Annotated in this window: 19 protein-coding genes; 17 read left to right on the top strand and 2 right to left on the bottom strand. The window is 67.3% G+C overall.

Translation table 11 applies throughout. The features are described 5' to 3' along the window. Positions 1 to 224: 224 nt before the first annotated feature. From CLI93_RS05840 to nrdE, 12 genes are all read left to right on the top strand, one after another. Positions 225 to 809, top strand: a complete 585-nt coding sequence (locus tag CLI93_RS05840; protein WP_095542030.1) for a DUF4124 domain-containing protein — start codon at positions 225 to 227, stop codon at positions 807 to 809. A 43-nt stretch (positions 810 to 852) separates the two neighbouring features. Beyond that, entirely contained in the window at positions 853 to 4,704 is a 3,852-nt protein-coding gene (gene recB, locus CLI93_RS05835; protein WP_095542029.1) for an exodeoxyribonuclease V subunit beta, read from the top strand. 290 nt (positions 4,705 to 4,994) lie between these two features. Then, positions 4,995 to 6,788, top strand: coding sequence for a bifunctional alpha/beta hydrolase/class I SAM-dependent methyltransferase (locus tag CLI93_RS05830; RefSeq protein ID WP_095995993.1), 1,794 nt, complete (start codon positions 4,995 to 4,997; stop codon positions 6,786 to 6,788). 23 nt (positions 6,789 to 6,811) lie between these two features. Then, positions 6,812 to 8,266 carry a phosphatase PAP2/dual specificity phosphatase family protein gene (locus CLI93_RS05825; protein ID WP_095543118.1) on the top strand — a complete coding sequence of 485 codons (1,455 nt, stop codon included), beginning with the start codon at positions 6,812 to 6,814 and terminating at the stop codon, positions 8,264 to 8,266. 13 nt (positions 8,267 to 8,279) lie between these two features. Then, the gene (locus tag CLI93_RS05820; protein WP_143326441.1) at positions 8,280 to 8,825 is read left to right on the top strand and encodes a hypothetical protein; all 546 of its coding nucleotides are present in this window, start codon (positions 8,280 to 8,282) and stop codon (positions 8,823 to 8,825) included. Between the two features lie 42 nt (positions 8,826 to 8,867). Continuing rightward, complete coding sequence (locus tag CLI93_RS05815; RefSeq protein WP_095543120.1) at positions 8,868 to 9,296, top strand: glycerate kinase; 429 nt, start codon at positions 8,868 to 8,870, stop codon at positions 9,294 to 9,296. 193 nt (positions 9,297 to 9,489) lie between these two features. After that, positions 9,490 to 10,341: a glycosyltransferase family 2 protein gene (locus CLI93_RS05810; RefSeq protein WP_095543121.1), complete on the top strand. Its 852-nt coding sequence runs from the start codon at positions 9,490 to 9,492 to the stop codon at positions 10,339 to 10,341. Then, entirely contained in the window at positions 10,319 to 11,635 is a 1,317-nt protein-coding gene (locus tag CLI93_RS05805) for an O-antigen ligase family protein (RefSeq protein ID WP_095543122.1), read from the top strand. The genes CLI93_RS05810 and CLI93_RS05805 overlap by 23 nt, the downstream gene beginning before the upstream one ends. Before the next feature lie 49 nt (positions 11,636 to 11,684). Then, on the top strand, positions 11,685 to 12,056 hold the full coding sequence (locus CLI93_RS05800; RefSeq protein WP_095539917.1) for a dihydroneopterin aldolase: 372 nt from the start codon (positions 11,685 to 11,687) through the stop codon (positions 12,054 to 12,056). A gap of 471 nt (positions 12,057 to 12,527) precedes the next feature. Beyond that, a complete protein-coding gene (gene nrdH, locus CLI93_RS05795; RefSeq protein ID WP_095543123.1) occupies positions 12,528 to 12,758 on the top strand; it encodes a glutaredoxin-like protein NrdH in 231 nt (76 codons plus the stop codon). 89 nt (positions 12,759 to 12,847) lie between these two features. After that, on the top strand, positions 12,848 to 13,294 hold the full coding sequence (nrdI, locus tag CLI93_RS05790) for a class Ib ribonucleoside-diphosphate reductase assembly flavoprotein NrdI (protein ID WP_095543124.1): 447 nt from the start codon (positions 12,848 to 12,850) through the stop codon (positions 13,292 to 13,294). A 101-nt stretch (positions 13,295 to 13,395) separates the two neighbouring features. Continuing rightward, positions 13,396 to 15,642, top strand: coding sequence for a class 1b ribonucleoside-diphosphate reductase subunit alpha (gene nrdE, locus CLI93_RS05785; RefSeq protein ID WP_095995992.1), 2,247 nt, complete (start codon positions 13,396 to 13,398; stop codon positions 15,640 to 15,642). 121 nt (positions 15,643 to 15,763) lie between these two features. On the opposite strand, the gene ahpF is transcribed toward nrdE, so the two are convergent. Together ahpF and ahpC are read right to left on the bottom strand one after the other, a co-directional pair. Next, complete coding sequence (ahpF, locus tag CLI93_RS05780) at positions 15,764 to 17,317, bottom strand: alkyl hydroperoxide reductase subunit F (RefSeq protein WP_095995990.1); 1,554 nt, start codon at positions 17,315 to 17,317, stop codon at positions 15,764 to 15,766. Positions 17,318 to 17,461: 144 nt separating this feature from the next. Beyond that, positions 17,462 to 18,025, bottom strand: coding sequence for an alkyl hydroperoxide reductase subunit C (gene ahpC / locus CLI93_RS05775; protein WP_095539922.1), 564 nt, complete (start codon positions 18,023 to 18,025; stop codon positions 17,462 to 17,464). Between the two features lie 174 nt (positions 18,026 to 18,199). Between ahpC and bacA the strand changes: the two genes are divergently transcribed. From bacA to CLI93_RS05750, 5 genes are all read left to right on the top strand, one after another. After that, the gene (bacA, locus tag CLI93_RS05770) at positions 18,200 to 18,832 is read left to right on the top strand and encodes a biofilm formation regulator BacA (protein WP_095995989.1); all 633 of its coding nucleotides are present in this window, start codon (positions 18,200 to 18,202) and stop codon (positions 18,830 to 18,832) included. 47 nt (positions 18,833 to 18,879) lie between these two features. Next, positions 18,880 to 19,608 (top strand): PspA/IM30 family protein, encoded by a 729-nt coding sequence (locus CLI93_RS05765; protein WP_095995988.1) that lies wholly within the window; start codon positions 18,880 to 18,882, stop codon positions 19,606 to 19,608. 140 nt (positions 19,609 to 19,748) lie between these two features. Beyond that, complete coding sequence (locus CLI93_RS05760) at positions 19,749 to 20,399, top strand: OB-fold-containig protein (RefSeq protein WP_095995987.1); 651 nt, start codon at positions 19,749 to 19,751, stop codon at positions 20,397 to 20,399. Between the two features lie 55 nt (positions 20,400 to 20,454). Continuing rightward, the gene (locus tag CLI93_RS05755) at positions 20,455 to 22,548 is read left to right on the top strand and encodes a flotillin family protein (protein WP_238946647.1); all 2,094 of its coding nucleotides are present in this window, start codon (positions 20,455 to 20,457) and stop codon (positions 22,546 to 22,548) included. A gap of 11 nt (positions 22,549 to 22,559) precedes the next feature. Then, positions 22,560 to 23,213 (top strand): pilin, encoded by a 654-nt coding sequence (locus CLI93_RS05750; RefSeq protein ID WP_095995986.1) that lies wholly within the window; start codon positions 22,560 to 22,562, stop codon positions 23,211 to 23,213. Positions 23,214 to 23,270: the final 57 nt, after the last annotated feature.

Below are 23,270 nucleotides of genomic sequence, written 5' to 3'. Positions count from 1 at the left end.
CGAGAGCGGGCAAGCGGGCCATTCTAGCGAAGTGATTTCCCAGCCGCTTGGCCAGCATCAGTGCTGCCACGTGGATGCAAATGCCATCGCACGGACATTGTCCGCCCCTGGCCGACCGGCCCGCTACACTTGGCCCCTTGCTGCGAAGCAGTGTTCCAGCCTGGCACTGTGCGCCAGCGCGCCGCAGCCAAGCCCATCCATCCAAAGAGAGAGGGACCTGATCCATGAGCAAGACTTCACTTCGCATGATGCTGGCCGCCGCGCTGGCCCTGGGCGCATTGGGCACCCTGCAGGCCCAGCCCCAGTGGCAATGGCTTGATGGCAGCGGCCGCAAGGTGTACAGCGATCGCCCGCCCCCGCCGGACGTGCCGCAAAACCGCATCCTCAAGGCGCCGCGCGACGCCGCCCCGGCCGCCCCCGCAGCGGCCGCGCCAACCAGCACCGAGAACGGCGATAGCGCCCCCGCCCAGAGCAGCGCCGGCGAGGACGCCGAGCTCAAAGCCCGCGTTGACGCGCAGGCCAAGGCCCAGGCTGAAGCCCAGGCGCGCGAGCAGGCGGCGCAAGATGAGGAAAACGCCAAGATCAAGCAAGAGAACGAGCGCATCGCCCAGGAAAACGAGCGCATCCGGCGCGAAAACGCCGAAAAGCGCAAAGCCCAATGCGCCGCCGCCCAGGCCACGCTCAAGCGCCTGGAGCCTGGCCGCCGCGTCATGACCACCGACGCCAAGGGCAACGCCGGCTACATGGACGACGCCACGCGCGAGGCGCAGCGCCAGCGCGCCCAGGCCATCGTGCGCGAGAACTGCTGATGCGCCGCCCCCGCCAGGCCGCTGCGCGCGCCGCCACATCGGCATGACGGCCGCTGCCGATGCGGCCGCCCCGCCGCTGGCCCTGCGCCTGCCGCTGCAGGGCAGCCGCCTGATCGAAGCCAGCGCCGGCACGGGCAAGACCTGGACGATTGCCGCGCTGTACCTTCGGCTGGTGCTGGGCCACGGCGGCGCGGCCCACGACCCAAGCGCTGCGCCACCCTTTGGCCCGCTGACGCCGCCGCACATCCTGGTGCTGACCTTCACCCGCGCCGCCACCCAGGAGCTCAGCGCCCGCATCCGCGAACGCCTGCACGAGGCCACGCGCTTTTTCCGCGGTCAGCTCGACCAGGCCGACGCACTGCTGCACGCACTGCGCGCGCACTACCCATCCGGCGCGCAGCGCGAGCTGGCCGCCTGGCGGTTGGAGCTGGCCGCCCAGGGCATGGATGAGGCCGCCATCCACACCATCGACGCCTGGTGCCACAAAGTCCTGCAAGACCACGCCGCGCTCACCGGCCAGCTCGGCCAGGCTCAGCTGGGCAGCGACAGCGCCCAGCTGTGGGACGTGGCGGCGCTGGATTTCTGGCGCAACCACGTCTATCCGTTGCAGGGCGATGTGCTGCAGCACGTGCAGGCCCTCTGGCCTGATGCCCAGCATTGGCTGGCACAAAGCCGCCGCCTGCAAAAAGCCCCCTTTCTGGAGCACGCCGCCGCTGACGCCGCACTGACCGGCCAGGCTCTGGGCGACTGGCTGGTGCAGGCCCTGCAAGAGCAACAGGCGCTGCTGACGCAATGGGCCGCCGGCTGGGACGAAAAAGCCGATCAACTGCAAAACTGGCTGGATGCGCAAATCGCTGCGGGCAGCCCCCAAAAAAGCCACTGGGATGGCCGCAAGCTGCAGGCGCGCTTTTACCAGCCCTGGCTGCAAGCGCTGCGCCAATGGGCGCGGCAGCAGCCACCGCCGCCGCACATCGCCGGCCTGAGCGACTCCGCCGCCGCCCGGCAGCGCCTGAGCCTCGAAGGCTTGCAGCAGGCGCGCCGCCCGCAGGCCCCGCCGCTGACGCCGCAAGAGCTGCCCGAGGAAATCGCGCAATTGCAGGCCCTGCTGCAACGCCTGGATCAATTGCCCAACCTGGGCCAGGCCGCGCAGGCCTTCGCACTGGCGGCCACACACCAGCGCTGGCAGCAGCTCAAGGCCCAGCAGGGCGTGATGGACTTCGACGACCTGCTGCTGCGCGTGCAACAGGCCCTAGCCGGCGCGCATGGCGCGGCGCTGCGCGCGCAGCTGCTGGCGCAGTACCCGGCGGCCATGATCGATGAGTTCCAGGACACCTCGCCCGGCCAGTACCAGATCTTCAACACCCTCTACCAGCCCGAGCGCGACCTGGCCGAGCACGCCCTGCTGCTGATTGGCGACCCCAAGCAATCCATTTACGGCTTTCGCGGCGCCGACATCCACAGCTACCTGGCGGCCAAGCGCCAGACCCAGGGCCGCCACGACGCGCTGGACACCAACTTCCGCTCCAGCCAGGCGCTGGTGCAGGCCGTCAACCACGTCTTCAGCCAGGCCGAGCAGCGCCCCGGGCCGGGCGCATTTCGCTTTCGCGACCATGAGGCCCAGCCCAGCCCGCTGCCGTTCGAGCCTGTGCAGGCCCAAGGCCTGGGCCAGTGGCTGGGGCCGCAGCAAGCCGCTGGCGCGCAGGCGCTCACCGCGATGACGCTGTGCGTGCCCGAACAGGCCCAGCCCAAGGACGAGGCCTGGGAGCACTTCGCCCAACTCTGCGCCGAACAGATCGTCACCTGGCTGCAACGCGAGCAGCTGACGCTGTACGAGGCCGGCGCAGACGGCAGCCCCCGCGCCGTGCGCCGCCTGCAGCCCGGCGACATCGCCATCCTGGTGCACAACCAGAAGGACGCGGCGCTGCTGCAGCGCGCCCTGCGCCAGCGCCAGCTGCATGCGGTGTACCTCTCCGGGCGCGAGTCGGTCTATGCCAGCGCCGAAGCGCGCGACCTGCTGCTGTGGCTGCAGGCCGTGGCCCAGCCCGGCGACGTGGCCCGCGCGCGCGCCGCCTTTGCCACCGCTCTGCTGGGTTGGCCCCTGCCCAGCCTGCTGGCCGGGGCCGAGCAGGAAGCGTTGCTGGACGCGCAGCTGCAATTGCTGCAGCAGCTGCAGCACATCTGGCGCCGCCAGGGCGTGCTGCCCATGCTGCGCCACAGCATCCACCAATTGGGCCTGGCGCGCCAATGGCTGGCCGCCGAGGACGGCCGCGGCGAGCGCACCCTCACCAACGTGCTGCACCTGGCCGAGCTGCTGCAGCAGGCCAGTGTCGGCTGCGAAGCCGAGCACCAGCTCATCCGCCACTTCACGCAGCAAATCCAGCAGGCGCAGCAGGGCTCGAACAGCGCCATGCAAGCCGAAGAGCAAATCGTGCGGCTCGAAAGCGATGCCCAGCTGATCCAGATCGTCACCATCCACAAAAGCAAAGGGCTGGAATACCCGGTGGTCATGCTGCCCTTTGCCTCGCACGGCGAGCGCCCGCCCAGCGCATCCAGCGCCCGCACGCCCGCCGCGCCCAGCCCCACCGGGCAGGATGCGGGCGAAGAAGAGTGCCGCGAGGCGCTGCGCCTGCTGTACGTGGCGCTGACGCGGGCGCGCCACGCGCTGTGGCTGGGCGTGCCCATCTACCCCGGCGCGCGCGCCAAGGTCAACGCCTTGCACCGCAGCGCCCTGGGCTATCTGGTGCATGGCGACAGCGAGCTGGACGATGCGCAGTGGCTGCCGCAGCTGCGCGCCTGGGCCGCGCCCTGCGCCGCCATCCAGGTGCAGGCCGCCGCCGCGCACGCAGCCAGCACGCGCTACCAGCCCGAGCAACCCCAGCGGCATTGGCGCGCGCCGCAAGCCTACCCTGGCCATACCGACCAGCATTTCGCCATTGCCAGCTTCAGCGCGCTGGTGCGCGAACTACAACCGCCAGAGCCTGCCACCGCAGAGGAAAAAGCGCAGGCCGACGCAGAAGCCAGGGTGGAGACAGCGCCACACGCCCTGGCCGATACCCTGACCCTGCTGACACCGCCGGCCGCCCTGGGCGCACAGGACGAATGGCCCGCCATACCGCCCAACCCTGCATGGGCCGCGCCAGCGCAGCCTGCCGCCCCAGCCTGGCATGCACTGCGCGGCAGCGCCCAGCTGGGCAACTGGATACACGAAGCACTGGAATGGCTGCAGGCCGAGGGCTTTCCCACACAACTGAATCCGGCCCAGGTCGCACGCCTGCAGCGCCAGGCCACTCTGGCGGGCATGCAGCAGCACTGGCCCGCGCTGCAGCAATGGCTCAACCGCCTGCTGGCCACGCCACTGCCGCTGCAGGCCACGGCCGCGCCGCGCCTGTGCGAGCTGGAGCACTGCCTGCCGGAAATGGAGTTCTGGCTGCCCGTGGCGCAGCAGCCGCAATTGGCCAGCGCCCAGGCCATCGACGCCATTTGCCGCGCCCACTTCTGGCCCGGGCTGGATCGCCCCGCGCTGCAGACACGCCAATGGCACGGCATGCTGATGGGCGCAGCCGACCTGGTGCTGCAACACCACCAACGCTTCTGGGTGCTGGACTACAAGAGCAACCGGCTCGGCCCCGGCCCGGCCAGCTACCACGCGGCGGCGCTGCGCGAGGCCATGCTGGCGCACCGCTACGACGTGCAGGCCCTGCTCTACGGCCATGCGCTGCACCGGCTGCTGCGCCAGCGCCTACCCAACTACGACAGCGGCCAGCACCTGGGCGGCCTGCTGTACTGGTTTTTGCGCGGCGCCGACCACGCCGACGGCGGGCTGCTGCACCTGCCGCTGCCGGCTGCGGCGCTGGCCGAGATGGACGCGTTGCTGGCCGCGCCTGCATCGGCCTGAGTTGGTCTGGGCAAGCCGCCCCAAAGGGCGGCCTGCCGCCTCCGGCGGTAGCATGAAGTGATACGCGCAGGCCCTAAAAGCCCTGCGCCGGGATCACTCTGCGATAACCCCTCCATTGACGCACAGGCGGCACCCTGGGCACCGCGCCCGGCTCCGCCTGCCTGCCAATCAGCCCAAACACCAAACCAATGAGGGTCAACGCCATGCCACACCAGCCACTGCCACCGCAGCCACAGCCCGACCTGCCCAGCGCCCCTGCCCACAACAACACCCACCCGGCAGCGCGACCCATGCAAGAGCGGCGCTTCACCACGCACGATGGGCTGTCGCTGTTTTACCGACACTGGCCGGCCGTGCTGCCTGCAGCGCCGGCAGCACAGGGCGATGCGGCCTATGGCGTGCAGGCGGCAGCGCCCACGCCCACCATCGTGCTGCTGCATCGCGGCCATGAGCATTCCGGGCGCATGGCGCACCTGGTCGAGGAGCTGGCGCTGCCGCAGTTCCAGTTCTTCGCCTGGGATGCGCGCGGCCACGGCCTGTCAGGCGGCGAGCGCGGCGACAGCCCGGGCTTTGCCACCAATGTGCGCGACCTGCAAAGCTTTGCCCAGCACCTGCAGCAGCAGCACGGCGTGGCCCCGCAGGACATGGCCCTGGTGGCGCAAAGCGTGGGCGCGGTGCTGGCCGCCACCTGGGTGCACGACTACGCGCCGCCGATCCGCGCCCAGGTGCTGGCCGCGCCGGCCTTCGACATCAAGCTGTACGTGCCCTTTGCGCGCCCCGCGCTGAAGCTGCTGCACAGGCTGCGCGGCAAGTTCTTCGTCAACAGCTACGTCAAGCCGCGCTTTCTGACGCACGACCGCGAGCGCGCGGCCAGCTATGCCAGCGATGCGCTGATCACCCGGCCCATTGCCGTGAACGTGCTGCTGGATTTGTACGACACGGCCGAGCGCATCGTCGCCGACGCCCAGGCCATCCGAGTGCCCACGCAGCTGCTCGTCTCGGGCAGCGACTTGGTGGTGCGCACCGGCCCGCAGCAGCGCTTTTTCGAGCGCCTGGGCGCCAGCCTCAAAGAGCACATCGTGCTGCCGGGCTTCTACCACGACACCCTGGGCGAGCGCGACCGCGCCCACGCCGTGGCCCAGGCGCGGCGCTTCATCCTCGCCGCCTGGGACGCGCCCGCGCCGCCCAGCCTGCGCCAGGCCGACCGCGCCGGCCCCGGCTGCGCCCAGGCCCAAGCGCTGGCCGCGCCGCTGCCGCCAGGCTCGCTGGCGCAGCGCTACTGGCAGCTGCAGCGCGCTGCGCTGCGCTGGGGCAGCCGCTTCTCCAACGGGCTGAAGCTGGGCTTCGAGACCGGTTTCGACTCCGGCAGCACGCTGGACTACGTGTACCGCAACCGGGCCGACAGCCCCAGCGCGCTGGGCCGCCTCATGGATCGCAACTACCTGAACTCCATCGGCTGGCGCGGCATCCGCCAGCGCAAGCGCCACCTCGAAGAGCTGCTGCACCTGGCCATGCAGCGCCTGCACGAGGCCGGCCAGCCGCTGCGCATGGTGGACATCGCCGCAGGCCACGGCCGCTACATGCTCGAGGCCATTACCGAGCGCCCAGCCGGGATCCCGCTGCCCGAGCAGCTGCTGCTGCGCGACTACAGCGACATCAACGTGCGCGACGGCCAGGCCCTGATCGCCGCCAAGGGCCTGGCGGACGTGGCGCGCTTTGCCAAGGGCGACGCCTTCGACGAGCAAGACCTGGCCCAGCTGCAGCCGCGCCCCACGCTGGCCGTGGTCTCCGGCCTGTACGAGCTGTTTGACGACAACGCGCTGGTGGCGCGCTCGCTGGCCGGGCTGGCCCAGGCCGTGCCCCCGGGCGGCTACCTGATCTACACCGGCCAGCCCTGGCACCCGCAGCAGGAGCTCATCGCCCGGGCCCTGAGCAGTCACCGCGGCGGCCAGCCCTGGGTGATGCGCCTACGCAGCCAGGCCGAGATGGACGAGCTGGTGGCCGCCGCCGGCTTTCGCAAGCTGACCCAGCGCATCGACCGCTGGGGCATCTTCAGCGTCTCGCTGGCGCAGCGCCTGGGCTGAAAGCCTGTTGCCAAGGATGCGCCATGGCCCACGCCGCCGCCCCAAACGCCAGCACCATTCAGCCACTGCGCCCGCCCGGCCTTTGGCGGCAAGCGCTGTGGCGCCTGCTGGCGCTGGCCGTGTTGTTCTATACCAGCTATGGCCTGGCCAACTACGCGGCCGAACAGCGCGCCCTGGGCCACTGGGGCAGCCAGGGCGTGGGCAGCGTGGTGTTCGATTGGGAGCGCCACATCCCGCTGTGGCCCTGGACCATCGTGCCCTACTGGTCCATCAACCTGCTCTACGCGCTGTCGCTGTTCGTCTGCCGCTCGCGCCAAGAGCTGCTGACGCACTGGCGGCGGCTGCTGACAGTGCAGGCCGTGGCCATCGCCTGCTTTCTGCTGTGGCCGCTGCGCTTTGCCTGGCAGCGCCCCGCCATCGACGGAGTCTTCGGCCTGCTGTTCGATGCGCTGATGGGCTTTGACAAGCCCTTCAACCAAGCGCCCTCGTTGCACATCGCGCTGCTGGTGGTGCTCTGGCTGCTGTACGGGCGACACCTGCAAGCGCCTTGGGCTCGCTGGCTGCTGCACGGCTGGTTTGCGCTGATCGGCCTGTCGGTGCTGACCACCTGGCAGCACCACTTCATCGACCTGCCCACCGGCGCGCTGCTGGGCTTGTTGGCCGCCTGGCTCTGGCCCATGCCGCCAATGGCGCACACCGCCACCGGCCCGGCTCCTGGCGATGCGGCCCGACGCCGGCTGGCGCGGCGCTACCTGGGCGGGGCCTTGACCTGCGCGGCGCTGGCCGCATGGCTGACCAGTTCGGGCCAGCCCATCGCCCTGTGGCTGCTGTGGCCGGCCACGGCGCTGCTGCTGGTGGCCGGGCATTACGCCTGGTGGGGCAGTTCAGGTTTTCAGAAGCGCCCCGATGGCCGCCACAGCACAGCCAGCCGCTGGCTGCTGGCTCCTTACACGCTGGCGGCTTGGCTGAATCGCCACTGGTGGACGCGGCGCCACCCGCAGCCGAGCGCCATCGCCCCAGGCCTGTGGCTGGGCCGCATGCCGGCGCGGCCCGGGACCGAGCTGCCGCCGCAATGCGCCGCGCTGATCGACCTGTGCGCCGAGCTGCCCTGCCCGCGCGCCGTACACCGCCAGTTGGCGCATTACACGACCCTGCCCTGGCTGGACTTGCTGATCCCCACGGCCGAGCAATGCCTGCAGGCCGCAGACGCCATTGAGGCGGCGCGCCGCCAAGCGCCCGGCCAGGCTGTGCTGGTGTGCTGCGCGCTGGGCTATTCGCGCAGCGCCATGGCCGTGGCCGCCTGGCTGCTGCGCTACGGTCACGCCGCCAGCCCGGCCGCGGCCGTCGCCCGATTGCAGGCGGCCCGCACCCAGACCGTGCTGCACGCCAGCCACCGCGCCGTGCTGGCGCAATTGGCCATCAAGTTGACCAACGAACCGACCATCCCCCCGCAACCCAGGGCCTGTGCACATGACTGAAGGGAAGCCCGCCATGCCTGGCCCGACGCCATGCCCGGTGTCATGCCCTCCAGCATCAGCCCCCAGCGCTGCGGCCGAGGCCAGCGCGCAACGCTACCAATGGGCTGTGCTGGCGGCCGTGCTGCGCCAAGGCCGACTGATCGATGGCTGCAGCAACGCCTTGGCTGGGCTGGCGCTGCTGGTGCTGGCGGCGCTGGCGACCACCGCCTGGCCCTGGCCCAGCCAGCTTGGTCTGTGGGCGGCGCTGGGCCTGGCCATCAGCCTGCTGGCCGCATTGGCACAAAAGCTCACCGCCGCGCGCACGGCCATCGACGCGCAGCTGCTAGGCTGGCTGGCCTGCCACGCCAGTGATGCGCAGCAGGCGGCCAGCCAGCTCGATGCGGCCCTGCAGGCCCTGGGGCTGAAGCCAGGCCGCAGCGCAACGCCGCCGCGCACCTGGCCGCAACGCCAACGCGCCTGCCTGCGGCTGCTGCGCCGGCAAGCCGGCTGTCTGCTGCTGCAGGCTGCAACCCTGGCCCTGGCCCTGGCCCTGGCGCTGCTGGTGCTGGTGCGCACTTGATGGCTGCAGGCCAATGAGCAGCCGCCGATACAATCGCGCCCCATGCAAGCGACACTGAAACTGCTGCTGTGGCTGATCGCCGCAGTGGCTTTGCTCATGGCCGGGTTTGTCTTTCGCGGCTGGCCCGGCTTCATGCTGGCGCTGGGCGCGGTGGTGTTTTTCGTGCTGCTGCACCTGAGCCGGGTGCTGCGCGTGCTGCGCGCGGCGGCCAGCTCGCCCAAGGGCTTTGTCTCCAGCGCCGTGATGCTCAACAGCCGCTTGAAAGTCGGCATGACGCTGCTGCAGGTCGTGCAGCACACCCGCGCGCTGGGCGAGCCGCAAGGCCCGCTGGGCCAGGCCGAGGAGGTCTACCGCTGGCAAGACCCGGGCGGGGCCTGGCTGGATGGCCGCTTTCGCGCCGGCCGCCTGCAAAGCTGGCAGCTGGGCCGCCCGGCCGATGCCGCAGCCGCTAATGCAAGCACAGCGCCATGAAAGCCTGTTCACACACTTGGCGCGCGCTGAAAAATTGCGGCCCGGCACGGACCGCCCCCTGGCGGCGCGCCGATAATGGCGGGTTTTTAACGATGGCTGGGCCTGCGCTGCCGCCCCCTTGGCGGTTTGTGCCCCGCGCGCCCAGCCTTGCCCGCACCGCTTTTTGCTAGCCCCTCGCCCTGCCTGCCCCACCATGGACCGCGAGCTGCCACATCCCCACGTCGCCCCCCTGGCCGCTGGCCGGGCACCCGCAGGTGCCCAGCGGCCCCGGCTGACCATCGCGGTGCTGGCCTGCAATGAAGAGCGGCACATCGGCCAATGCCTGCAAAGCGCCGCCTTTGCCGACGAGGTAGTGGTGGTGGACGCTGGCAGCACCGACAGGACGGTGGAGATCGCCCGCAGCATGGGCGCGGCCGTGCATGTGCATGCGGACTGGCACGGCTTTGCCGTGCAGCGCAACCGCCTGCTGGAGCACGCCAGCGGCGATTTCGTCTTCTTCCTTGATGCCGACGAGGTGATCTCGCCGGCCTTCCAAAAGGAGCTGCTGGCCATCGTCGCGCAGGACGACCGCCAGGCCGTCTGGCGCATCCGCTGGCAGTTGGTGGCATTTGGCCGCGTGCTGCCGCGCACCATGTCGCGCACCCGGGTCGTGCGCCTGTTCCCACGGCAATTGATCGAGCGCTTCGAGGGGGTGGTGCACGAAGAGGCCCTGCTGCGCGCGCCCGCGCCGCGCAAGGACATCCAGGCCCTGCTGGTGCACTACACCAACCCCGATGTCAGCACCTCCATGGCCAAGGTGATGCAGTACGCCATGCTGGGCGCGACCAAGCGCAAGGCGCAGGGCAAGCGCGGCGGCGTGCTGCGCGGTCTGGCCGCGGCGCTGGTGGCCTTTGTGCGCTATTACCTGCTGCGCCTGGGCCTGCTGGGCGGCGGTGCAGGCTTCCTCTACTGCTTCTTCAAGGCGCTGGAGAGCTTTTTGCGCTACGCAGCGCTGCGCTACGACTACGAGCGCCTCAGTGACGATGTCCAGCGCCGCCACCATTGAAGCCAGTCCATGCGCGCCGCAGGGGCGTTGGGAGCGCGCCACCAGCGTGGCGGCTTTCCTGGTGCCAGCGCTGGCGCTGTGGCTGCCCTCGGGCTATTCCTGGGGGGCGCTGCTGCTACTGCTGCTGGCGCTGGCCAATCTGCACCACTGGCCCAGAACGCTGCCACGCCTGAGCGCTGGCAGTTGGCTGCTGGCGGCCACCATCCTGGCCATGGGGCTGATGTGGGCCATCCAGGCCGATGCCCAGGCCGGCTCGGCGCGCTGGGACCGGTTCAGCAAATACGCCCTGGCCCTGCCCTGCCTGGGCTATGCGCTGGCCCACCCGCCCAGCGCCCAGGCGCTGGAAAAAGGCCTGCTGGCCGGCTGCCTGGGGGCCGGCGGCATCGCGCTGTGGCAGGTCTACGGCCTGGGCATGGCCAGGGCCGCCGGCCACACCAATGCCATCCAGTTTGGCAACCTGGCGCTGCTGCTGGCGGTGCTGGCCGGCATCGTGCTGGCCTGCCATTACCAACGGCTGCGGCCGGGCATGCGGCTGGGGCTGGTGCTGGCCATTGGCGCAGCATTCGGCGCTTCTGTGCTCTCGCTCACGCGTGGCGGTTGGTTGGCCCTGCTGCTGTTGCCGCTGCTGGCCTGGCCAGTGCTGCGCCTGCCTGGGCGCCAGCCAGCCCGCGCCGGCCGAACAGTTTGGCTGGCTCGTCCATGGGCGGCCCTGCTGCTGGTATTGCTGGTGCCGCTGACCGTCAGCCTGCCACAGGTCGTGCAGCGCCTGCAGCTGATGGGCACGGAGGTGGCTGCCTATCAGGCCCAGGGCGATGCCAGTACATCCATCGGGCACCGCCTGGAGCACTGGCGCCTGGCCTGGCACATGGGCCAGCAAAAGCCCTGGCTGGGCTGGGGCGATGCCGGCTACAAGCAGGAAAAGCTGCGCTTGGCGCAGGCTGGCCAATTCGACATCAACACCACTTACTTCGACCACGCCCACAACGAGGTGCTGGATTTGTTCTCCAAGCGCGGGCTGCTAGGCGTGGCGTTGCTGCTGGCGTTCTACGGCGTGCCACTGGCCTTGTTCTGGCCCAGCCGCCAGCGCCAGGCAGCACTGCTGGTCGCAGCGCCACCGCCATGGCAGCAGGCACAATGGTGGGCGCTGCGCCTGATGGGCTCGGCCATCGTCCTGATGTACATCGGCTTTGGCTGGACGCAGGTGTTCTTCGCGCACAACAGCGGCACCATGTTCTACCTGTTCATGCTCATACTGTGCTGGGCCGCGCTGCGCCGCCTGGAGCAACGCGCATGACCCTGCACAGGCCGGCCCGTTTTCCCTTTCGCTGCACTGCATCCCTGCCATGCACCACACCAAAGGCGCCCAGACCCTGACCCTGACCGGCCTGCGCTTTGATGCCAATCTGGGCATTCTGGCGCACGAACGCAATGCCCCACAGCCCATCCAGGTCGATGCAGAGCTGCATCAGGGCACGCAGCCGCTGCTGCCCGCTGACGACGACATCCACAGCGTGCTGGATTACCGCAAGGTGCGCCAGATCATCATCGACGAATGCACGGCCGAGCACGTCAACCTGCTGGAGACGCTGATCGGCAAGGTCTCGCACCGGCTGATGCAGCTGCCCGGCGTCATCGGCGTGCGCGTGCGCATCGCCAAGCTGGCCATCTTCGACGACTGCGAGGTGGCCATCCGCATGGAAACCGGCCAGTGGTAGCGCCCAGCGCGGGCGCTGACCGCCAGGCACCGGATGCAACCAATTGCAACAAGACCTCCTTGGGGCTGCTGCATCCCATGTCCCGGCAGGGCGCGTGTGGCGTGGATTTGGCCTTTTCAACCCTTGCCAGCACAGGCCCTGCGCCCCGATGAGGCCGTGCAGGCCGCGCCCAGCCAGCATCTTGCAAAAAATCAACAAATCGCCAAAAAACACTAGATGTAGTGTTTTCTTTCGGGAGCAGCACTACATCTAGTGGCCGGGGTGTGGGCTATGGTAGCATCGCCCGGTTTGCATCGGCGGCCCAGCGGCACCATGCCACCGGCCCCGGCAAGGGCCACTGCAAAGGTCAGCTGCCATGCAATCACGAGGGAGGACACCCGCGCACGACCCGGCATGGGGAAACCGCTGCCGAGACCCAGGGCCGCCCCTTCCGCACGCCATCATCGTCTGATCTCAAAGAAGGAGCCCCCCATGCAGGTCACGGTCTACAGCACGCCCTCATGCGTCCAGTGCACCGCCACCTACCGCGCCCTCGATCGTCAGGGCATTGCCTATGAAGTCGTCGACCTGTCCCAGGACAGCGAGGCCATGGCGATGGTGAAAAACCTGGGCTATACCCAGGCGCCAGTGGTGATCGCCAACGACATGCACTGGAGTGGCTTTCGCCCCGACAAGATCGCCAGTCTGACGGCCACGGCTTGAGAGAGCCTGTTCAAAATCTCGGCGCTGCTGCGCCAGCCTTGCGCCCCGGCCTGCACTCCTGGCCGCCATGACCGCATTGCCGTTGCTGCATGATCGTTTACTTCTCCAGCGTTTCAGAGAACACGCACCGCTTCGTCGAGAAGCTGGCATTGCCCGCGCAGCGCATTCCCTTGAAGGTGGCGCAGGCCGAGCAGTTCCAGGCCAGCGGGCCCTATGTGCTGGTCGTGCCCACTTACGGCGGCGGCAGCCTCAAGGGGGCCGTACCCAAGCCCGTCATTGCGTTTCTGAACCAGCCTGAAAACCGCCGCCTGCTGCGCGGCGTGATCGCTGCAGGCAATACCAACTTCGGCACGGCCTACGGGCTGGCCGGGGCGGTGGTGGCGCAAAAATGCCAGGTGCCGCTGCTCTACAAGTTCGAGCTGCTGGGCACCAGCGACGATGTGCAGCGCGTGCGCCAGGGCATCAGTGCCTTTTTGCAGCAGGCGGCCCAGCAGTCTGAACCTGAGCCCGCGCCTGAACCAGCCTCGCACCCGTAGCCCAGCGGCCATGCGCTCTGAGGCCGCGCTGGGCGCATCACCCGCCGATCTTTTCTTTTTTTGTTGATTCCTGTTTGACCCTCTTTCCCGCCGAGCCCGCCATGTCAGCCACCTCTACCGAGACCGCCTACGCCCCAGCCCCCAAGACACAGGCCTCCGCCGCCCAGCCGCCCCAGCCCAAGGCGCCGCTGCAGGCTACGCCAGTGCACAAGGCGCCGGCGGCCACCAAGGAAGAGCTGGAGCTGGACTACCACGCGCTCAACGCCATGCTCAACCTGTTCGGGCCCAATGGGGAAATCCAGTTGGACAAGGACCGGCTGGCCGCGCGGCAGTACTTCTTGCAGCACGTGAACCAGAACACGGTGTTTTTCCACAACCTGAAGGAAAAGCTCGATTACCTGGTGGAGAAAGGCTATTACGAGGGCCAGGTGCTGGCGCAGTACGACTTTGCCTTTCTGCAAAAGCTCTGGGATGCGGCCTATGCGCACAAATTCCGTTTCCCAACCTTTCTGGGCGCCTTCAAGTACTACACCAGCTACACGCTGAAAACCTTTGACGGCAAGCGCTATCTGGAGCGCTACGAAGACCGCGTGTGCATGGTGGCGCTGACGCTGGCGCGCGGCGACGAGGCCATGACCATGGAGCTGATGCACGAGATCATCAGCGGGCGCTTTCAGCCGGCCACGCCGACCTTCCTCAACTGCGGCAAGCGCCAGCGCGGCGAGCTGGTCTCGTGCTTTTTGCTGCGCATCGAGGACAACATGGAGTCCATCGGCCGCTCCATCAACTCGGCGCTGCAACTGTCCAAGCGCGGCGGCGGCGTGGCCTTTTGCCTGAGCAACATCCGCGAGGCAGGCGCGCCCATCAAGCACATCGAGAACCAGTCCTCGGGCGTGATCCCGATCATGAAGCTGCTGGAAGACGCCTTTTCCTACGCCAACCAGCTGGGCGCGCGCCAGGGCGCGGGGGCGGTGTACCTCAACGCCCACCACCCGGACATCCTGCGCTTTCTGGATACCAAGCGCGAGAACGCCGACGAGAAAATCCGCATCAAGACCTTGTCGCTGGGCGTGGTCATCCCCGACATCACTTTCGAGCTGGCCAAGAACAACGAGGACATGTATTTGTTCTCGCCCTATGACATCGAGCGCGTCTATGGCCAGCCCATGGCCGACATTTCCGTCACCGAGAAATACCGCGAGATGGTGGACGACCCGCGCATCCGCAAAAAGAAGATCAACGCGCGCGAGTTCTTCCAGACCCTGGCCGAGATCCAGTTCGAATCGGGCTACCCCTACATCATGTTCGAGGACACGGTCAACCGCGCCAACCCCATCAAGGGGCGCGTCAACATGAGCAACCTGTGCTCGGAGATCCTGCAGGTCAACGAGCCTTCGCACTACGTGGACGACCTGGGTTACGAGACCATTGGCAAGGACATCTCCTGCAACCTGGGCAGCCTGAACATCGCCAAGACCATGGATTCGCCCGATTTCGCCAAGACGGTGGAGATGGCCATCCGCGCGCTGACAGCCGTCTCCGACATGAGCGACATCCGCTGCGTGCCCTCTATTGCCAAGGGCAATGACGACTCGCACGCCATCGGCCTGGGGCAGATGAACCTGCACGGCTACCTGGCGCGCGAAAAAATCTTCTACGGCAGTGAAGAAGGCATCGACTTCACCGACATCTACTTCTACACCATTACCTACCACGCGCTGCGCGCCTCCAACCAACTGGCCATCGAGACCGGCAAGACCTTCAAGGGCTTCAAGGACTCCAAGTACGCCAGCGGCGAGTATTTCGACAAATACATCTTCCAGAAGTGGGAGCCCAAGACCGCCCGCGTGCGCCAACTGTTCGAGCAGGCCGGCATCGCCATCCCCACGCAGGAGGACTGGAAAGCCCTCAAGGCCAGCATCCAACAGCACGGCATCTACAACCAGAACCTGCAGGCCATCCCGCCCACCGGCTCGATCTCCTACATCAACAACTCCACCAGCAGCATCCATCCCATCGTCGCCAAGATCGAGATCCGCAAGGAAGGCAAGGTCGGCCGCGTGTACTACCCCGCGCCCTACCTGGCGCAGGACAACCTGCAGTACTACCAGGATGCCTACGAAATCGGCCCGGAGAAAATCATCGACACCTACGCCGCCGCCACGCGCCACGTGGACCAGGGCCTGTCGCTGACGCTGTTCTTCCGCGACACCGCCACCACGCGCGATGTGAACAAGGCGCAGATCTACGCCTGGCGCAAGGGCATCAAGACCATTTACTACATCCGCCTGCGCCAGATGGCGCTGGAGGGCACGGAGGTCGAAGGCTGCGTCTCCTGCACGCTGTAAGAACCTGTTCACGCCCTAAGCGATTTGGGCTCTGAACATAAAAAAAGCGCCAGCGGCTGTACATGCCGCTGGCGCTTTTTGCATGGCGCCCTGGCCCGCACCGGGCCAGGGCGTGGGTCGATCACGAGCGGATCAGATGGTCAAAGGCGCTCAATGCGGCCTTGGCGCCATCCCCTGCGGCGATGACGATTTGCTTGTAGGGCACGGTGGTGCAATCGCCTGCGGCGAACACCCCGGGGATGCTGGTGCGGCCATGGGCATCGACGACGATCTCGCCCATGGGCGAGAGCTCCAGCGTACCCTTGAGCCAGTCGGTATTGGGCAGCAGCCCGATCTGCACGAAGATGCCCTCCAGCGCCAGCGTGCTTTCGGCGCCGGTCTCACGGTTCTTGTACGCCAACGCGTTGACCTTGCCGCCCTGGCCCTGCACCTGCGTGGTCTGGGCGTTGAGCAGCACCTCGACATTGGGCAGCGAGCGCAGCTTCTTCTGCAGCACGTCGTCGGCGCGCAGCTGCGGGGCGAACTCCAGCAAAGTGACGTGCTCGACAATGCCGGCCAGGTCGATGGCGGCCTCAACGCCAGAGTTGCCGCCGCCGATGACGGCAATGCGCTTGCCCTTGAACAGCGGGCCGTCGCAGTGCGGGCAGAAGGTCACGCCCTTGGTGCGGTACTCCTCCTCGCCGGGCACGCCCATGGCGCGCCAGCGCGCGCCGGTGGAGAGGATGACGGTCTTGGCCTGCAAGCGCGCGCCGCTTTCGAACTGCACCTCGATCAACCCGCCCGGCGCGCTGGGCGGCACCAGCTTGCTGGCCGTTTGCAGATTCATGATGTCCACGTCGTAGTCCCGCACGTGCGCCTCCAGCGCCGCCGCGAACTGCGGGCCTTCGGTCTTGCGCACGGAGATGTAGTTCTCGATGTCCATGGTGTCGAGCACCTGGCCACCAAAGCGCTGGGCCGCAATGCCGGTGCGGATGCCCTTGCGCGCGGCATACACGCCGGCGGCCGCGCCAGCGGGGCCGCCGCCGACGATGAGCACGTCAAACGGCTCCTTGCTGCTGATTTCCTGCGCGGCCTTTTCTGCGGCGCTGTCGTCAATGCGCGCCACGATTTCGGCCAACGCCATGCGCCCCTGGCCGAAGTGCTGGCCATTGAGGAACACCGTGGGCACGCCCATGATTTGCTTGTCTTCGATCTCCTGCTGGTAGAGCGCCCCGTCGATGGCCGTGTGCGTGATGTTGGGGTTGAGCACGGCCATCAGGTTCAGCGCCTGGATCACGTCCGGGCAGTTGTGGCAGGTGATCGAGTAATAGGTCTCAAAGTGAAAGCGGCCGCTGATGTCGCGAATTTGCTGCTGCAGCTGCTCGGGCTCCTTCGAGGGGTGGCCGCCCACTTGCAGCAACGCCAGCACCAGCGAAGTGAATTCATGCCCCAGCGGCACGCCAGCAAAGCGCAGGCCGCTGTCCACACCGGGGTTGGTGATCAGGAACGAAGGCACGCGCGCATCGCTGCCATCGGTGCGCAGGCTGATCTTGTCGCTTTGCTCGGCAATCTGCTCCAGCAGCGCGCGCATGTCGCGCCCGCCCTGGCTGTCGTCAAGCGTGGCCACCAGCTCCACCGGCCGGGTCAGGCGCTCCAGATAGGCTTTCAACTGGGTTTTGAGTGCGTCGTCCAACATGGTTCATTTCCTCCTGATCAACGGTTCTTGCATGAGAAATTGGGCAAAAAAAAGCCCGAGCACCCGCACGAGGTCTCGGGGCTTGACGGTGGCCGGGCCTGGCCGATGGGGGCCAGGGCGCCGGCGCGCAGCGCGAGCAGGCGCTTAGATCTTGCCGACCAGATCCAGCGAAGGGGCCAGAGTCTTGTCGCCTTCCTTCCACTTGGCCGGGCAGACTTCGCCCGGGTGGGCGGCCACGTACTGGGCGGCCTTGATCTTGCGCAGCAGGTCTTCGGCGTCGCGGCCAATGCCTTCGGCGGTGATTTCCACCGCCTGGATCACGCCCTGCGGATCGACGATGAAGGTGGCACGGTCGGCCAAGCCCTGGCCTTCGCGCAGCACATCAAAGTTGTTGGCCAGTTGGAAGGTCTGGTCGCCCACCATGTAGTACTTGATCTTGCCGATGGTGTCGGAAGTGTCGTGCCAGGCCTTGTGCGTGAAATGCGTGTCGGTCGAGACGGAGAACACTTCGACGCCGAGCTTTTGCAGCTCTTCGTACTTGTCGGCCACGTCACCCAGCTCAGTGGGGCAGACGAAAGTGAAGTCAGCGGGGTAGAAGAAAAACACTGCCCACTTGCCCAGCACGTCCTTTTCGGTGATGTCGACGAACTGGCCGTTGCGGTAGGCGGTGGCCTTGAAAGGCTTGATGGGGGTGTTGACCTTTGCCATGGAAATACCTCTTACGTTTGCAGGTGAACAATGATGGGTCGAAGTGTACGGCCTGCAACGCAATAGATCAAATTGAGCAAATTCATTTCTTGGATAGAAAAAATAAATCAAACACCCTCCAAACCCGGCACAAACTCGATTGACTTCACATGTGATGGTAATAAAATTCATCACATGGAAAGAAAGTCGTCGGCCTACTACCAGCGCCTGCACCGTCAGCGCCTGCGCGAGAAGGGCCTGGTCAAGAAGGAGCTGTGGGTTCTGCCCGAATACGCGCAAGACCTGCTGGCATTGGAAAAACAGATGCGCCTGCCACGCGGCGCGCAGACAAGCATCAAGGAGGGCATCATGAACACGGCAACACCTTGGACCATCCATGCCTTGCACCAGGCGCTGCTGGACAGCGACTGGGCCCGCAGCGGCAACGCGGCGCTGGAGCTGCTCGAAGGCGCAGAGGCCAGCATCCTGATCACCATGCACGATTACGGCCAGCTGCCGCTGTTTCTGGCCGTTGCTGGCGGGCAGATCGTGATTGAGGCCTACCTGTGGCCGATCGAGCACATCGCAGATCGCGCCGCCTTCAACGAGCAGGTGCTGCGCGCTCAAAAGGTGTTCCCACTGGCCACGGTGGCCATCGAGCGCTTTGCCGACGGCCAAGATGGCTACATCGTCTTTGGCGCGCTCAGCGCCGCCGCCTCGCTGGCCAACGTGCTGTATGAAATCGAAACCCTGGCAGACAACGTCATCCAGATGACCGAGGCCTTCGAGCCGCTGCTGCGCCCGGCCGCGCAACAGGCTGCGGGTTGATGGCCCGCCCCTGTAACCCCTTTTCACTGAGCAAGGAGGAGACCGCCATGTCGGTATGGAACAAACTCATCACAGCGCTGCGCGGCGGCGCCCATGAAGCCGGCCAGGCCCTGGTCGATGGTCAGGCGCTGCGCATTCTGGATCAGGAGATCCGCGACGCCGACGCCGACCTGCGCAAGAGCAAGGAGGCGCTGGCCGAAATCATCGCCAAGGAGAAGCTGGCGCGCGGCAAGCTGGAGCAAAGCGCCAAGAAAATCGCTGAATACGAGGGCTATGCCGTCAAGGCGCTCGATGGCAGCGACGAAGCCCTGGCCTTGGAGGTGGCGGGCAAGATCGCCTCGCTGGAGACCGTGCGCGACGAGGAGCAGGCCCAGGCCGAGCAATTCGCCCACAGCGCCAGCCAGCTGCGCCAGGCCATTGCCCAGGCCGAGGCGCACATCCGGCGGCTGAAACAACAGGCCGACACCGTCAAGGCCACGGAAAACGTGCAGCGCGCCCAGGCCACCGTGGCCGAACGCTACAGCGGCGGGCAGTCGCGCGTGCAAACCGCGCTGGATTCGCTGGAGCGCATCAAGCAAAAACAGGCCGAGCGCGGCGCGCGGCTGCAGGCAGCCGCAGAGCTGGCCCAGGAAAACGCCGAAGACGCTCTCGATGCCCGCCTGCGCCAGGCTGGCATCAGCCCCGACGCGCACAGCGCCAGCAGCGTGCTGGCGCGGCTCAAGGCCCAGCAGCGCGGCGGGCAGCCGGCGGCCAGCCCTGCCAGCCAAAACGATTGAACCAGGCCCTGTCGGGGGCCTTGCCCCCGGCCCTTAGCGCCCAAAGCGCGCGAAAATCCCAGCCTTGTGTCCGCGCCAGCGGCATGGCCGCGCGGTGCGCCCACCTGCCGTCCCACACAGCTCCCGCCCAAGAGGTTCGCATGCACAGCTTTTTGCAGATCGTCACTGGCTTTCCCACCGTGGTTTTCAGCGTTCTGCTGGCCGTGGTCGTGCTGTATTGGCTGGTCGTGGCCCTGGGCCTGCTGGAGACCGAAGTGCTCGACAGCCTGTTCTTCGACGCCGACGGGCTGGACGGCGCCGATGCCGGCGCGCTGGCCGGCCTGCTCTCGCGCCTGGGGCTGGGCGGCGTGCCGCTGACCGTCATCCTCAGCCTCATCGTGCTCTTTGGCTGGCTGGCCAGCTACTTTGCCGTTTTGATTGCGCTGCCGCTGCTGGGCCACCCTGCCGTGCATTTCGCGCTGGGCGCAGCGGTGTTTGCCGCCGCCAGCCTGGCCGCCATTGCGCTGACCAGCCTGGCGCTCAAGCCCGTGCGCGCCCTGCTGCGCAAGATCCCGCAGGAAGAACCCAAAACCCTGCTCGGCCGCGTGGGCGTGGTGCGCAGCGCCAGCGTCAACGCCCAAAGCGGTTATGCCGCCGTGGACGATGGCGGCGCGGGCCTGGTGCTGCAAATCCGCACCCACGGCGATGAGCTGCCGCGCGGCAGCCGCGTGGTGCTGATCGAGCCGCTGCCCGAGCAGCGCGCCTGGCGCGTCGTTTCCGAAGAAGAATTCAACACCGGCGCGCTGCCATAAAACCCGCGCCACTGCACATCCCTTTCCTTTCACACACACCCTTGGGAGAACACCGATGAACTTGGCCTGGATCATGCCCCTGCTGCTGGGCATTGGCGTCGTCGTCGTCATCGTCGTCGCCTTGCTGGCGATGTTCAAAGCCTTCTACGTCAAAGTGCCGCAGGGCACGGCGCTGATCATCAACGACATGAGCTCCACGCCCAAGGTCAAATTCACCGGCGGCCTGGTCTATCCGGTGATCCACAAAAAGGAGTTCATGAAGATCTCCCTCATCACGCTGGAGGTGGACCGCCGCGGCAAGGAAGGGCTGATCTGCAAGGACAACATGCGCGCCGACATCACCGTGGCCTTTTACCTGCGCGTCAATGAAACGCCCGAGGATGTGCTCAAGGTCGCCAAGTCCATCGGCGTCGATCGCGCCTCGGACAAGGCCGCCGTCAACGAGCTGTTCAACGCCAAGTTCTCCGAGGCGCTCAAGACCGTGGGCAAGCAAATCGAGTTCGTCAAACTGTTCGAGAACCGCCAGGAGTTCCGCGACCGCATCGTGCAAGTGATCGGCGAAGACCTCAACGGCTACGCGCTCGAAGACGTGGCCATCGACTACCTGGAGCAAACCCCCAAGGCCGCGCTGGACCCCAACAACATCCTGGACGCCGAAGGCATCCGCAAGATCACCGAGCTGACGGCGGCGCAAAACGTGGTGACCAACGAACTCGAGCGCAACGAGGAAATGGCCATCACCAAGAAGAATGTCGAAACCAAGGAGGCCCTGCTGGCGCTGGAGCGCCAACAGGCCGACGCCGAGGCGCGCCAAAAGCGCGAAATCGCCACCATCCAGGCGCGCGAGGATGCCGAAACCCGCAAGGTGCAGGAAGAAGAGCGCCTCAAGGCCGAGCAGGCCCGCATCGCCACGCAGGAGCAGGTGGACATCCGCGAGGAAAACCGCCTGCGCGAAGTGGAAGTGGCCCAGCAAAACCGTCAGAGGGCCGTGGTCATCGAGGCGGAAAAAGTCACCCGCGCGCGCGATCTGGAAATCGTCTCGCGCGAGCGCGAAGTCGAACTGCAACGCATCGAGAAGGAAAAAGCCCTGGAAGTGGAAAAAGCCCACATCGCCAACGTCGTGCGCGAGCGCGTGGCGGTGGAGAAAACCGTCGCCCAGGAAGAAGAGCGCATCAAGGAAGTGCGCCAGGTCTCCGAGGCCGACCGCCTCAAGCAAGTGGCCGTGCTGCAAGCCCAGGCCGAAGCCGAAGAGGCCCTGGTCAAGCAGGTGAAAAAAGCCGAGGCCGACGAGGCCGCCTCGCGCCACAAGGCCGTGGAAATCACCGTCGTCGCCCAGGCCGAGCTGGAAGCGGCCACGCAACAGGCCGAGGCCAAGAAGCGCCTGGCCGAAGGCGTGCAGGCCGAGCGCGCCGCCCCCGGCCTGGCCGATGCCCGCGTGCGCGAAGTGGCCGCCGCCGCGCTGGAAAAAGAAGGCCTGGCGCAAGCCAAGGTCACTGCCGAGCAGCTCATGGCCGAGGCCAAGGGCCTGGAGGAAAAAGGCCTGGCCGAGGCGCGCGTTATCGACGCCACCGCCGATGCCATCGAGAAGCAAGGCCTGGCCGAAGCCAAGGTGGAGGCCGAAAAGCTCATCGCCATCGCCAAGGGCGAGCAGGAGCAAGGCCTGGCGCGCGCCAAGGTCACCAGCGAAGTGGGCAATGCCGAGGCCGCTGTGCTGCTGGAAAAACTCATGGCCGAAGCCAAGGGCCTGGCCGAGAAATTCGCCACCCTGGGCCAACTGGGCGACACCGCCCGCGCGCACGAGGAGTTCCGCATGCAACTGGAAAAGAGCTTCGAGCAGGCCATTGCCGGCATCGAGGCCAGCAAGCACATCGCGCGCGAGCAGGCCGAGGTGCTGTCCTCGGCGCTGTCCAAGGCCAACATCGACATTGTTGGCGGCGAAGGCGCGTTCTTCGACAAATTCGCCAGCGGCCTGTCCATGGGCAAATTCCTCGAAGGCGCGGCGGGCAAAAGCCCCATCATCCACGACCTGCTGCAAAAGTTCACCGGCGGCGGCGCCCCCTCCGGCGACTTGCTCAAGGCCTTGACCCAGGCACAGCCGGCCACGCCCCCGGTCAGCCAGCCAGGCCGGGCCCCTGGCGCTGACGCCTGAAGGGAGCGGCCATGCCCAGCGAGCCCACACGCCGCCATACGCCACCGGGCGCGGCAGGCCAACGCCCAGAGCGCGCGCAAAGCGCCCCGCCCGAAGCCCGCACGGCACGCCCGCGCCCTGTGCAACGCCCAGCCCAGGCGCGCAGCCTGCCCATCTGGGCCGTGGTGCTCATCGCCGTGGCGACGGCGGCGCTGGCCGTGGCAGTCTATGACTTCACCATCGGCCGGCCCCAGCGCGACATCGCCCGCAACGTGGCGCGCGAGACCGCCGAGCACATGAAGCAAGAGCACCAGCAACGCCTGGAGCAGGCCGTGGCCCAGACCCGCCGCATGGAGCGCCTGCGCCAGGTGGTGAGCTCTGCTGCTGGCGTGCGCGTGGCCATCGCCGAATACCTGGCCGAACATAGCGAGCTGCCCACCGAGCTGCGCCAGCTGAGCATTGATACGGACTACACGCCCAGCAATCTGCTGGCCTCGGTGCAGCTGCGCCCCGGCGGCGTGATCGTGCTGCAGCCCATCGCCGGCATCGATCTGGACGGCCAGGTGCTGCTGATTCCGGACGCCGTGCCCGAGCAGGGCATGATCCGCGGCTGGGACTGCACTTCGGCCGACTTCGACTTCATCGCCACTGCCATCCCCAACTGCCGCTACGTCAAGGCGCGCTGAGTCAAGGCGCGCTGAGCGCCCGAACCAGGCAGCGCGAAGAGCGCAGGCATGGCTTGC

Source organism: Vandammella animalimorsus, from assembly GCF_002288875.1.
In the GTDB taxonomy this organism is placed as follows: domain Bacteria; phylum Pseudomonadota; class Gammaproteobacteria; order Burkholderiales; family Burkholderiaceae_C; genus Lampropedia; species Lampropedia animalimorsus.
Note: the sequence above shows the minus strand (reverse complement) of the source record. Positions and strands in the feature narration are given on the sequence as shown.